Annotated in this window: 8 protein-coding genes and 1 pseudogene; 6 read left to right on the top strand and 3 right to left on the bottom strand. The window is 66.9% G+C overall.

Annotation, left to right across the window (positions count from 1 at the left end; translation table 11 throughout):
• Positions 1-96: 96 nt before the first annotated feature.
• From C1O66_RS00540 to C1O66_RS00525, 4 genes are all read left to right on the top strand, one after another.
• Complete coding sequence (locus C1O66_RS00540) at positions 97-2,040, top strand: STAS domain-containing protein (protein ID WP_102766065.1); 1,944 nt, start codon at positions 97-99, stop codon at positions 2,038-2,040.
• Positions 2,041-2,128: 88 nt separating this feature from the next.
• Positions 2,129-2,710, top strand: coding sequence for an ATP-dependent protease subunit HslV (gene hslV, locus C1O66_RS00535; RefSeq protein WP_102766064.1), 582 nt, complete (start codon positions 2,129-2,131; stop codon positions 2,708-2,710).
• Positions 2,707-4,041, top strand: coding sequence for an ATP-dependent protease ATPase subunit HslU (gene hslU, locus C1O66_RS00530; protein WP_102766063.1), 1,335 nt, complete (start codon positions 2,707-2,709; stop codon positions 4,039-4,041). The genes hslV and hslU overlap by 4 nt, the downstream gene beginning before the upstream one ends.
• Positions 4,042-4,120: 79 nt before the next feature.
• A complete protein-coding gene (locus C1O66_RS00525) occupies positions 4,121-4,930 on the top strand; it encodes a potassium channel family protein (RefSeq protein WP_102766062.1) in 810 nt (269 codons plus the stop codon).
• A gap of 1 nt (position 4,931) precedes the next feature.
• Here C1O66_RS00525 and C1O66_RS00520 read toward each other — a convergent pair whose 3' ends face one another.
• Both C1O66_RS00520 and C1O66_RS00515 read right to left on the bottom strand, forming a co-directional pair.
• The gene (locus C1O66_RS00520) at positions 4,932-5,711 is read right to left on the bottom strand and encodes a type III pantothenate kinase (protein ID WP_102766061.1); all 780 of its coding nucleotides are present in this window, start codon (positions 5,709-5,711) and stop codon (positions 4,932-4,934) included.
• Positions 5,712-5,858: 147 nt separating this feature from the next.
• Positions 5,859-6,248, bottom strand: a pseudogene (locus C1O66_RS00515) (FKBP-type peptidyl-prolyl cis-trans isomerase); the annotation flags it as partial.
• 417 nt (positions 6,249-6,665) lie between these two features.
• Here C1O66_RS00515 and icmF point away from each other — a divergent pair.
• Together icmF and C1O66_RS00505 are read left to right on the top strand one after the other, a co-directional pair.
• Positions 6,666-10,016 carry a fused isobutyryl-CoA mutase/GTPase IcmF gene (gene icmF / locus C1O66_RS00510; RefSeq protein ID WP_102766060.1) on the top strand — a complete coding sequence of 1,117 codons (3,351 nt, stop codon included), beginning with the start codon at positions 6,666-6,668 and terminating at the stop codon, positions 10,014-10,016.
• 947 nt (positions 10,017-10,963) lie between these two features.
• Entirely contained in the window at positions 10,964-12,106 is a 1,143-nt protein-coding gene (locus C1O66_RS00505) for a TerB family tellurite resistance protein (RefSeq protein ID WP_243392651.1), read from the top strand.
• 68 nt (positions 12,107-12,174) lie between these two features.
• Here the strand turns inward: C1O66_RS00505 and C1O66_RS00500 are convergent, their stop codons facing one another.
• The gene (locus tag C1O66_RS00500) at positions 12,175-13,077 is read right to left on the bottom strand and encodes an SMP-30/gluconolactonase/LRE family protein (protein WP_102766059.1); all 903 of its coding nucleotides are present in this window, start codon (positions 13,075-13,077) and stop codon (positions 12,175-12,177) included.
• Positions 13,078-13,101 lie beyond the last annotated feature (24 nt).

Genomic DNA, 13,101 nt, shown 5'->3' with positions numbered 1-13,101 from the left:
GCGCATCGGCCTGCCGATACCGCACTCAGGGGCGCTCCGGTGCCACCAACCGCCCTTCATCACCACCCCACATCCTCCACCCAAGGCCCAGCGCGCATGACAGAACCGAAAGACGGCGAGAGCTTCTTCCGCAAGGTCGCGCGCTTTGTGGCCAACCCGACCACGGACTGGGCCGAGATCAACTCGCGCCAGGACGACCCGGAAGGTGACCAGGCCAAGGCCGAGCTGCGCGCCATGGTCGAGCGCAAACGCCGCAATGACTTCGTGCGCAAGCGCGAGCTGGACATGCTGCGCCGCATCCGCCGCGAAGGCCTGACGCCCGAGCAACTCGCCGCCCTGGGCTCCTCCAGCTCCAAGCTGGAAGAAGTCGAGCGCGCCAGCGGCCACAGCGAGGTCAATTCCAAGATCGATCTGGGCGTGAAGGCCAAGATCGATGAGATCGAGCAGCAAATGGCCGGCGAGAGCTTCGCCCCCACCCAGCTGCAAACCACCCATCCGCCCGGTTTCTTTGAAACCAGCACGCGGCCGGTGCATTTCTCGCCCTCCACCATTCCCGCCGATGGCGTGCCCAGCCGCAACGGCCGCGGCAGCCAGTTCGCCCACAGCAGCACGCAGCGCGACAGCAAGCTGGACAGCAAGGGCGGCGGCGGCGCCTCGGCCCTGACCATGGGCGTGGGCATGGCCCCGCTCTCGGACGCCAAGCCCAGCCGCCTGCCCAATCTCGGCGCCCTGCCCGCGGTGCCCTTCCCGCCGGCCAAACCGGCGCCGGCCACCGGCCTGGCCAAACCGGCCAAGGCCGCCAAGCCGGCCGCAGCCAAAGCGGCCACACCCGCCACCACGCCGCCGGCCGGCCTCAGCACCCTGCCCGTGCTGGACCAGCCCCTGAGTTTCCATGTGGCGGAAGAGAAGGCCGGCAAGAAAGTCGAGAGCAAGCCCATCGAGGTGCATGAGCTGATCCATGACCCCGAGCTGGACGAAGCCGTGATCGCCTTCGCCAATGCCGATTACGAGAGCTGCGAGCGCGCCCTGGTCGAGCTGACCCAAAGCGGCGGCCGCCGCCACGGTGACGGCGAAACCTGGCTGGTCCTGTTCGACCACTACCGCGCCACCGGCCAGCAGGCCAAGTTCGAGGCACTGGCGCTCAACTACGCCCAGCAATTCGGCCGCTCGGCGCCGCAGTGGTTCTCCCTGCCCAAGCTGGTGGCCGAGGCCGCGGCCAAGCAGCAGCGTGCCCCCATGGCCAAGGCCAGCGGCGGAGTCGGTTGGGCGGCGCCCGAAACCATCGACGACGAGGCCGTGGCCCTGCTGCAAAAGCGCTGCCAGAACCTGCCCATGCCCTGGGTGCTGGACTGGTCGGCCGCGCGCCAGATCACCCCCAGCGCCAGCGTGCAACTGCACGGCGTGTTCCGCGAATGGGCCAAGCAGCAGGTGGACATGCGCTGGCTTTCGGGCGAGGCTTTTTTGCAAGCCCTGCGCGAGCTGACCCCGATCGGCGTGCGCGACATCGACCCCCAGCTCTGGATGCTGCGCCTGGAGGCCCTGCGCCTGGTCAACCGCCCCGATCAGTTCGACGAAGCGGCGATCGACTACTGCGTCACCTACGAGGTGTCACCGCCGTCCTGGGAACGCACGCGCTGCCGCGTCGGCGTCAGCGGTGCCACGCTCTCGACCACCGGCCCGGCCACCAGCACCGCCGCGCCCGAGGGCGCCTCGACCTCCTTCCTGGAGTCGCAGATCAGCGAGCAGGCGCGGCTGGAGCCCAGCTTGGACCTGGAGCTCAGCGGCCAGCTCAGTGGCGACATCTCCGAACTGCTGCGCAAGCTGGCCGGTGATCTGGGCACCGCCACCGTCATCAACGTCAACTGCCCGCACCTGATCCGGCTGGATTTCATGGCCGCGGGTGATCTGCTGAACTGGGTGCTGAGCCGCCGCAGCGAGAACCGCAGCGTCAGCTTCAGCGAGCCGCACCGCCTGGTGGCCATGTTCTTTGCCGCCATGGGCATCAACGAGCACGCCAAGATCAAGGTCCGGACGGTCTAGCGCCTCGGCCGCCCACATCATCTTCGAGATCACCATCTGCGGGTCGCATGCTTGAAAGCTGCGACCCGCAGCCCCATCTGGAGCCGCTATGGACTCATCCTCACATTCCAACAACGCCCCGCCGTCTTTCCACGGCACCACCATCGTCAGCGTGCGCCGTGCCCTGCCCGATGGCCGCATGCAGGTCGCCATCGGCGGTGACGGCCAGGTGACCCTGGGCCACATCGTCGTCAAGGCCAGCGCGCGCAAGGTGCGCAAGCTGCACCGTGATCAGGTGCTGGCCGGTTTCGCCGGCGCCACGGCCGATGCCTTCACCCTGTTCGAACGCTTCGAGGCCAAGCTCGAAAAACACCAGGGCCATCTGGTGCGCGCCGCCGTCGAGCTGACACGCGACTGGCGCACCGACCGCGTGCTGCGCCGCCTGGAGGCTATGCTGGCCGTGGCCGACCGCACAGCATCGCTGATCATCACCGGCAATGGCGATGTGCTGGAGCCCGAGCTGGGCATCGTCGCCATCGGCTCGGGCGGCGCCTACGCTCAGGCTGCCGCACGCGCCCTGCTGCAGCACAGCACGCTCAGCGCCCCCGAGATCGTCAAGCAATCGCTGGAAATCGCCGGCGAGATCTGCATCTACACCAACGGCAACCACACCATCGAGGTGCTCGAATGAGCTCCATGACCCCGCAAGAAATCGTCTCCGAACTCGACCAGCACATCGTCGGCCAGAACGCGGCCAAGCGGGCCGTGGCCATTGCCATGCGCAACCGCTGGCGCCGCCAGCAGGTGGATGACAAGCTGCGTGGCGAGATCACGCCCAAGAACATCCTGATGATCGGCCCCACCGGCGTCGGCAAGACCGAGATCGCGCGCCGCCTGGCCCGCCTGGCCGGCGCGCCCTTCATCAAGGTCGAGGCGACCAAGTTCACCGAGGTGGGCTACGTCGGCAAGGATGTGGACACCATCATCCGCGACCTGATCGACATGGCCGTCAAACAGGAGCGGGAGGTGCAACTGCGCCGCCAGCGCCTGCGCGCCGAGGACGCCGCCGAAGACCGCGTGCTGGACATCCTTGTGCCGCCTCCCCGGCTGGAAGGCGATGCCGCCGCCAGCCCGGCCCCAGACAGCACCGCCCGCCAGATCATGCGCAAGCGCCTGCGTGAAGGCAGCATGCATGACAAGGAGATCGAGCTCGATCTGCTGGAAGCCAAACCGACCATGGAGATCCTGGGTGGCCAGGGCATGGAGGAGATGGCCGAGCAGATCAAGAGCATGTTCTCGCAGATGGGCGCGGGCAAGAAGAAGACCCGCAAGCTCAAGATCGGCGAGGCCCTCAAGCTGCTGGCCGAGGAAGAAGCCGCCAAGCTGCTGAACGAAGACGAGATCAAGACCGCCGCTCTGCAGGCCGCGCAGGAGATGGGCATTGTCTTCATCGACGAGATCGACAAGGTCTGCTCGCGCAGCGAAGGCTCAGGAACCGCTGAAGTGTCGCGTCAGGGCGTGCAGCGCGATCTGCTGCCCCTGGTCGAGGGCACGACGGTCAACACCAAGTACGGCATGGTCAAGACCGACCACATGCTCTTCATCGCCTCGGGCGCCTTCCACCTGGCCAAGCCCAGCGATCTGATCCCTGAGCTGCAAGGCCGTTTCCCGATCCGGGTCGAGCTGGGCTCGCTCTCGGTCGATGATTTCGAGGCCATCCTCAGCAGCACCCACGCCAGCCTGATCAAGCAGTACCAGGCCTTGCTGGCCACAGAGGGCGTGACGCTGGAGATCACGCCCGAGGGCATCCGCCGCCTGGCCGAGATCGCGTTCGAGGTGAACGAACGCACCGAGAACATCGGCGCCCGCCGCCTATCCACGGTGATGGAGCGCCTGCTCGACGAAATCAGCTTCGATGCGCCCAAGCTCAGCGGCCAGACCGTGCAGCTGGGTGCGGCCGAGGTCGATGCCAAGCTGGGCGAGCTGTCGCGCAACGAAGACCTGTCACGCTTCATCCTGTGAGCGGATGCCGGGAGGTTCCAAGCCCGGCCTCTTGTCTTAGATCAAGCCCGGGCGGCCGGTGGACGCTTAAGCTGGCGCCATGCCACACCGCCTGCCCACCCGCAGCTGGGGCCTGAGCCGCCCCAGCGCCCTCAATGCCGCGGCCGTGCGCGCCGAGAAATTCTGGCGCTGGCCGGTGCTGGTGGCCTTGCTGTGCACGATTCCGGCCTTCTACATCGAGTTGCTGGAATCCCTGCCCACGCCCCTGGCCGTGGCCATCTATCTGGCGGCCGCGGCCCTGGTGGCGATCTCGCTGTGGCGGGTGGCGCGGCAATGCAGCCACCCGCACCAGTACCTGCGCAGCAATCTGCTGGACCTGATGCTGGTGGCCTTGCTGCCGGTGGCGGCGCTGATGCCGCCCAGCATCGAATCACAGGTTTCGCTGGCGATTCGCCTGGCGATTGCCATGCTGACCCTGCTGCGCATGGTCTGGACAGTCAAGAGCTGGGTCACGCGCGGCGGCCTCGGCTATCTGCTGCTGCTCTCCCTGCTGGTGCTGGGCCTGTGCGGCTTGGGCTTCTGGGCCCTGGAGCCGCGCGCCAACACGCTGGGCGATGGGCTCTGGCTGGCCTTCACCACGGCCGCCACCGTGGGCTTTGGCGACATCGTGCCGACCACGGCGGCGTCCAAGATCTTCTCGGTGTTCGTCGTTCTGCTCGGTTATGCCGTGCTGTCCCTGGTGACGGCGGCGATCGCCGCCATGTGGGTGGAAACCTCGGAACGACGCATGGAGCAGGACATCCTGCGCGATCTGCACAGCCAGCTGCGCAGCGTGCACGAAGAACTGGCCCAGCTCAAGGACGAGCTGCGTCAGCAGCGCCCAGAGCGCAGCGACCGAAACAGGCCCTAGCTCAGAGCGCCAGGCGGTGCGACTGCAGCGCCAGCATGCCGTCGAAGATCAGCGAATCGACCAGCTCATGCTCGATGTCCAGGGTCGGTGAGACTTTCCAGCCGGCGCCGCCGGTCATCAAGGTCAGAGGCATGGCGCCCTCGCGCTGGCGCAGATGGCGGTGCATGCGCTCGATGGCGCCGGTGATGGCGTAGGTGCCGCCGCTGGTCAGCGCATCCGAGGTGTTGGTCGGGAAATCGCGCACCTCACCGGTGGGCACGCGCAGGCCGGCAGTGCCGCCTTCCAGCGCACGCAGCATGATGCCGTGACCCGGCATGATCAGTCCGCCGAGAAAACGGCCCGTGGCGTCGAGTGCATCGACCGTGACCGCCGTGCCGATCATCACCACCAGCGCGGCCTGCGCCGGCCGCTCGGCCGAGGCGCGGGCCAGCACATGGGCGCGTGCGCCGATCAGCGCGACAAAGCGGTCCGTGCCCAAGCGCCCCGGGTGGTCATAGCCGTTCGTGACGCCACCCGCCTGCGCGCTGCTGACCACCCAGCGCGGCTCGATGTCCCAGAGTTCCAGCTGTTCCTCCACCCGGCGCCGCACCGCATCGCCGGCCACATTGCAGCCCAGCACGCTGTGCGGGGCGGGCAGGCCGCGCCAATCGCTCTCGGCCAGCTGGTCGATGTTTTCCAGGAACACGGCTCCATGCGCCAGCAGCACCGCCCCGGGTTGGGGCGAGGCGTAGAGCGCCCATTTCAGGCGCGTGTTGCCGATGTCGATGGCGAGAAAACTCATGAGGAAACAGAGTGAGGGGCCGCGGGATGGGAAGGGGTCAGGTGTTGCAAGGCGCAGCCTAACAGCACTTGAGCCCGGCGCCCGCCCGGAGAAACCGGGGGCTGAGGCGCCGGTGTGACGGCGTCCCGGCCCGTAAGCCCGACAAGATCAGGGTGCGACGATGTCCAGCAGTTCAACCTCGAACTGCAGATCGCTGTTCGGCGGGATCACGCCGCCGCCAGCACCGCGCTCACCGTAGGCCAGGGCCGAGGGGCAGTGCAGGCGGGCCTTGCCGCCGACCTTCATCAGCTGCACGCCTTCGGTCCAGCATTTGATGACGCGGCCCAGCGGGAACTCGGCCGGGGTGCCGCGCTTGACCGAGCTGTCGAACTCGCGGCCGTCGAGGAAGGTGCCGACATAGTGCACGCGCACCTTGTCGGCCGCCGTCGGGTGGGCGCCAATGCCGGTGCGAAGCTCTTCATAACGCAGTCCCGAAGCGGTGGTCACCGGGGCCGGCGCGGCGGCCGAGGCGGCGGCACTTGCCGCCGCCGCAGCGACAGCGGTGGTGGCGGTCGCTGCCGCAGCCGCAGCCTTTTTGCTGTCAGCCGCCTTCTTGACGACCTTTTTGACGGCCGGCTTGGCCGCTTCTTCAGTCGCTTGAGCCGGCAGCCAGACCAGGCCGAGGCTCAGGGCCAGAGTGGTCGAAAGAGACATACGTTGGAACTTGGAACTCATGGTCAGCGCGCTCTCACTTGCAAAAGAAGGGTTGAAACGAAGAGGTGCCGCATCATCGCAGTTTGTGCCACCGCGCCCGTGCGCCATCCGCATGGGCGCCGCGCCCTGCTGCAGGCGCAGGCACGAACCCAGCCTTCGCCGCCGATGACGTTTACGTAAACGTCAATCAACACCTAGAATCCGCCCACCTTTGCTGATAGAACCGGGCTTCGCCACCGCAAGGCCCGCAGGAGACTCGCCATGACCGATTTGTCCGCCGAAAACAAAGCCCTGGCCAATTACCGCCCGACGAACAAGGTGCGCTTCGTGACGGCCGCCAGCCTCTTCGACGGCCACGATGCGGCCATCAACATCATGCGTCGCATCCTGCAAGGTATGGGCGCCGAGGTGATCCACCTGGGCCACAACCGCTCGGTCGATGAGGTGGTCACCGCTGCCCTGCAAGAAGACGCACAAGGCATCGCCATCAGCTCCTACCAGGGCGGCCATGTCGAGTACTTCAAATACATGGTCGAGCTGCTGAAGCAACGCGGCGGCGAACACATCCAGGTCTTCGGCGGCGGAGGCGGCGTGATCGTGCCGGCCGAGATCCGCGATCTGGCCGCCCACGGCGTGCGCATCTTCAGCCCCGAAGACGGCCAGCGCATGGGCCTTCAAGGCATGATCGGCGAGATGGTGATGAAAGCCGACCAGGACTTCAGCGTCTACGCGCCCAAGGCCCTGAGCAGCCTGCAAGGCCACAGCGAAACCGCCTGGCGCGCCTTGGCCCAGCTGATCACCGCGCTGGAGAACGACAAGGCCGATGCCGGCCTGGTGGCCGAGTTGCAGGCTGCTGCCCAGAACATCCAGGTGCCTGTACTCGGCATCACCGGAACTGGCGGCGCCGGCAAGAGCAGCCTGACCGACGAGCTGATCCGCCGCCTGCGCTTGGACCAGAACGACCGCCTGCGCGTGGCCGTCATCTCCATCGACCCCTCGCGCCGCAAGAGCGGTGGCGCCTTGCTGGGCGACCGCATTCGCATGAATGCGATTGGCCCCTGGCAACAGAAGGCCCCCAATCCCCCCGAGGGGGCGCGAGACGCCTTGGGGCGGCCCAGCGGCGACTCGGGTCAACGCGTCTTCATGCGCAGCCTCGCCACCCGCGACTTCGGCAGCGAAATCTCCCCTGCCCTGCCCGATGCGATTGCCGCCGCCAAAGTGGCCGGCTTCGACCTGATCGTGGTCGAGACCTCGGGCATCGGCCAGGGCGATGCGGCCATCGTGCCGCATGTGGACGTGCCCATGTATGTGATGACGCCCGAGTTCGGCGCCGCCAGCCAGCTCGAGAAGATCGACATGCTGGACTTCGCCGAGTTCGTGGCCATCAACAAGTTCGACCGCAAGGGCGCGCTCGATGCCATCCGCGATGTCGCCAAGCAGGTGCAGCGCAACAAGGAAGCCTGGACCACTGCTCCGGATCAAATGCCGGTGTTCGGCACCATGGCCAGCCGCTTCAACGACGACGGCGTCACCGCCCTCTACCAGGCCATGAAGCCCCGCCTGGCCGAGCTGGGCCTGCAGCTGCAAGATGGCCGCCTGCCCCTGGTCACCACCCGCCACAGCACCCACCAGACCCCGGTGGTGCCTGCTGCGCGTGTGCGTTATCTGGCCGAGATCGCCGACACCGTGCGCGGCTACAAAAAGCGCGCCCGCCAACAGGCCACGCTGGCCCGCGAGATCCAGCAGCTTTGGGGCAGCTCGCGCATGCTGCTGGAAGCCAACCCCGAGAAGAACGGCGCCCGCACCGCCCTGGCCGAGCTGGCCGAGGCCCGCAAGGCGCAGATGGAAGGCGGCGCCCGCCAGCTGCTCAAGCAATGGCCGGACATGCAAAAAGCCTACGCCGGCGACGAGTACGTGGTGAAGATCCGCGACAAGGAGATCCGCACCAACCTGGTCCACACCAGCCTCTCGGGCACCAAGATCCGCAAGGTCGTGCTGCCGCACTACGAGTGCCATGGGGAGCTGCTCAAGTGGCTGCTGCTGGAAAACGTGCCGGGCAGCTTCCCCTACACCGCCGGCGTGTTCGCCTTCAAGCGCGAGGGCGAGGACCCGACCCGCATGTTCGCGGGTGAAGGTGATGCCTTCCGCACCAACCGCCGCTTCAAGCTGGTGTCCGAGGGCATGCCGGCCAAGCGCCTGTCCACCGCGTTTGACTCGGTCACGCTCTACGGCGCCGACCCGGCGCCGCGGCCGGACATCTACGGCAAGGTCGGCAACTCCGGTGTGTCGATTGCCACGCTGGACGATATGAAGGTGCTGTACGACGGCTTCGACCTGTGCAGCCCGACGACCTCCGTCTCCATGACCATCAACGGCCCGGCGCCGACGATTCTGGCCATGTTCATGAACACGGCCGTCGATCAGAACATCGCCAAGTTCAAGGCCGACAACGGCCGCGACCCGACCGCCGACGAGGCCGCCAAGATCAAGGACTGGGTGCTGGCCAATGTGCGCGGCACGGTGCAGGCCGACATCCTGAAGGAAGACCAGGGCCAGAACACCTGCATCTTCTCGACCGAGTTCTCGCTCAAGGTGATGGGCGACATCGCCGAGTATTTCGTGCACCACAATGTGCGCAATTTCTACTCCGTCTCGATCAGCGGTTATCACATCGCCGAGGCTGGCGCCAACCCGATCAGCCAGCTCGCGCTGACGCTCTCCAACGGCTTCACCTTTGTGGAAGCGTACCTGGCGCGCGGCATGCACATCGATGACTTCGCGCCCAACCTCAGCTTCTTCTTCTCTAACGGCATGGACCCCGAGTACACCGTGCTCGGCCGCGTCGCCCGCCGCATCTGGGCGGTGGCCATGCGCGACAAATACGGCGCCAACGAACGCAGCCAGAAGCTGAAGTACCACATCCAGACTTCCGGCCGATCCCTGCACGCGCAGGAGATCCAGTTCAACGACATCCGCACCACGCTGCAGGCCCTGATCGCCATCTACGACAACTGCAACAGCCTGCACACCAACGCATTCGACGAGGCCATCACCACGCCGACCGAAGAGTCCGTGCGCCGCGCCATGGCCATCCAGCTGATCATCAACCGCGAGTGGGGCCTGGCCAAGAACGAGAACCCCAGCCAAGGCGCCTTCATCATCGAAGAACTGACCGAGCTGCTGGAAGAAGCGGTGCTCGCTGAGTTCGAAAAGATCGCCGAACGCGGTGGCGTGCTGGGCGCGATGGAGACCGGCTACCAGCGCAGCAAGATCCAGGAAGAGAGCATGCACTACGAGATGCTCAAGCACACCGGCGAGTACCCCATCATCGGCGTCAACACCTTCCGCAATCCGCAGGGCGACACCGTGCCCGAAAGCATCGAGCTGGCCCGCTCGACCGAGGAAGAAAAGCAAAGCCAGCTCTCGCGTCTGGCCGCCTTCCACGAGCGCCACGCTGCTGAGAGCCCGGCCATGTTGCAACGCCTGCAGCAGGCTGTGATCGACAACAAGAACGTCTTCGAAGTGCTGATGGACGCGGTGCGCGTCTGCTCCCTGGGCCAGATCACCTCGGCGCTGTTCGAGGTGGGCGGGCAGTACCGGCGCAGCATGTAAGCCACCTCGTTGCACTCAATGCCAGGCCCCTGCGGGGGCCTTTTTCATGGCGACTCGGCAATGAGCGAGGCTGGAATCGACACGTTGCGGACCTTCGTTGTGCTCGTCGCTCTCGCTGCGGTGGCTCGGCCCGCCACCGGGCTCATGGTTCGCGGGTCGGCTCTGTGAGCCGACTCCCCTCGGTGCTCACTCCGCGGCTCAGCGGCGCCAAACTCCCTCCGTTCGCTGCGCTCACTGTGGTCAAACAGTGGCGCCGAGTCAGAGCTTGAAGCGCGTGGGACCACGCGCCTGAGCCGCTCCGTTGCGCCCTCGGCCGCGCACAAATCGCCCGTCGGCGGGCCGAGCCACCTCCGAGTGTGGCGAGCTCCACCGTCGAAGGGGCACCTCGATCTCGATGCAAGCGCCCTGCAGCCCGTGCCGCTGCCGGGCGATTTTTGCAGGGCCGAGCAGCACAGCGCCTCGGGGCGCGCGCGGTCACGCGCGCTTCAAGCTCTGACTTGGCGCTTCTGTCTGAACGAAGCGAACGCAGGGAGCGGAGTGAGTTATGCGCCAGCCCCGAGGTGCGAGCAGCGCAGGGAAGTCGGCCCGCCAGGGCCGACCCCGGAACCATGAGCCCGGTGGCGGCGCGGGCTGCAGGGCCTCACGAGAAAAACCAGCGGCTGTTCTGTGCCGCACAAGCCTCCCACCGGCGCTCAGCGCTGGTTGGCGCGGTGTCGGCCCCTGCGCGGTTTTCCGCAAGCCACCTGTCGGGCGACTTTCGGTGTCCGCTTCGCACATCCGGCCCGCCCTTCATTCATTCTTTCTTGTTCCTCGCCGCGGCGGCCCGGTTCAGGGTCCGCGACCGACCAAGGCGGCAAGGCTTCGCAAGAGACTGGTCAACAAAAAGGTCCGCTGACATGCCGCTCGATTACGCTGGCGCTCCTGCCGCACGAAAGGAGCGCCGCACCGTGACCGCCGATCCGACCGCTTCAACCGATCCAGCCGAACCCGCCGCCCATGACCTGACACGCTTCTCCGGCGTGACGCGGGTGGTGGCCGAGCCGCTACGCTTCAAGGCCAAGCTGGCCATTGGCGAAGACGCCTACACCTCGCTGCGCATGGTCAACCGAGCGCGCGAGGTCTGGGATGTGCTGGGCGCGGCGGGCGCGGGCGCGGCGATTGCGAAATCCAGCCTGGTGGCTTCGACCTTTTTTGCGCCCAGCGGTTTGATGGGTGCGATGGGCATTGGCGCCGCCGCCACCCCGGTCGGCTGGGTCGCGTTTGCCGCCCTGGCCTCGGGCGGCGCCTGCTACGGCATCTACCGCTGGCTGGGCCACAGCAAGGGCAGCCGCGTGATCGAGATCCCCAAGTTTCTCAACACGCCGCTGGACACCCTGGGCCTGGCCGTGTTCGACCTGATCGCGCCGCTGAGCCTGCGCCTGGCCATGGTGGACGGTGCGATCGACGCCGCCGAGCGCGCATTCCTGCGTCAGCACCTGGTCGATGAATGGGGGCTGGACCCACGCTTTGTCGACGCGGCCACCGGCGCCGTGGAATCCGAGCTCGCGGGGGCGGATCTGGAGGCGCTGGCCCAGGATCTCTTCGAGCTGCTGCACACCAACCCCGACTGCAATCAAAAGGTGATGGTCGAGGAGCTGATTGCCTTTCTGGCGCAGATGCTGGAAGCCGCCGGCCCGCTCTCGAACCAAGAAAGCCTGGCTCTGGCCCGGGTCTCGCAGACCCTGCGTGCCGCGCCCGCCAGCGAGCGGTCCGGGGCCTGGCTCAGCGCCAAGGCCAAGGCCGGCGAAGCGGCCGAGCAGGTCAAGCGCGCCACCGCGGACGCTGCCGGCTGGACCGCCGAACGACTGCCCACCGCCGAGCAACTGCGTGAGGTGGCCGAGCAATCCACCCAGCGACTGAAGGTCGGCGCCAACAAGGCCGGTCAGACGGCCGAGCAGCTGGGCCTGGCGGCCGCTGAGGCCGCGGCTCAGGCCGCAGCCTGGGCCAGCGAGCGCCTGCCCAGCCAAGAGCAAGTGCTGAACCAGGCCCAGCAAACGGGTGAGCAGCTGAAACTCGGCCTGGCCCGCCTCAAGGCGAAACTGAAACCCTGAAGGCCTGAGATCCGCCCGCAGCAACGCTCGGGCTGGAATTGCAGGCGAGCGCCCGACGGGCCTCGCCCTCAAAAGGTTTTGGCGCCACTGACCGCGAGCAAAAGCGCATAGAGCGAGCTGCTGGCGCAGATGAAGAGTCGGTTGCGCTTGGGGCCCCCGAACACCAGATTGGCCACACGCTCGGGCATGAGGATGCGCCCGATCAGCGTTCCGTCAGGCAGGTGGCAGTGAATGGCGCTGCCGGCACTGGTCCAGAGCCGGCCCTCTTCATCAAAACGGAAGCCGTCATAAAAGCCGGTTTGGCAGCGGATGAACACCTCGCCGCCGGACAGCACCCCGCCCTCCCCCACGGAGAAGCGCCGCATGGTGCCGCAGTCGAGCCCGGTGTCAGCGATGTAGAGATGGCGCTCATCGGGCGAGAAGGCCAGGCCGTTGGGGCTGACGAAATCATCGGCCACCACCGTGAGCGCGCCACTGCGGGGGTCCAGCCGGTAGACATAGCAGCCCGGCAGTTCCTGCTCGGCCTTGACCCCCTCATAGTTCGAGCTGATGCCGTAGTTGGGGTCGGTGAACCAGACCGTGCCGTCGGACTTGACCACCACATCGTTGGGGCTGTTGAGCCGGCGGCCTTGGTAGCGCTCGGCCAGCACGGTCAAGCTGCCGTCGTGCTCGGTGCGCAGCACGCGACGCCCGCCATGCTCACAGCTGATGAGGCGCCCTTCCCGGTCCACCGTATTGCCATTGCTGTAGCCCGAGGGCTGGCGAAACACACTGACCGCGTTCGAGGCCTCGTCCAGGCGCAGCATGCGTTCGTTGGGAATATCACTCCAGACGAGCGAGCGATGGGCAGGAAACCAGGCCGGGCCTTCGCACCAACGGTTGCCCGTGTGGAGCTGCTCCAGTTGCGCACTCAGGCGAATGCAGTCTTCAAAACGGGGATCCAGGATTTCGTAGCGGGCGGGGCTGTTCATGAGGGGCTCGATCTGCCAAAGCCC

It is taken from the genome of Paucibacter aquatile (assembly GCF_002885975.1).
Classification (GTDB): domain Bacteria; phylum Pseudomonadota; class Gammaproteobacteria; order Burkholderiales; family Burkholderiaceae_C; genus Paucibacter_A; species Paucibacter_A aquatilis.
Note: the sequence above shows the minus strand (reverse complement) of the source record. Positions and strands in the feature narration are given on the sequence as shown.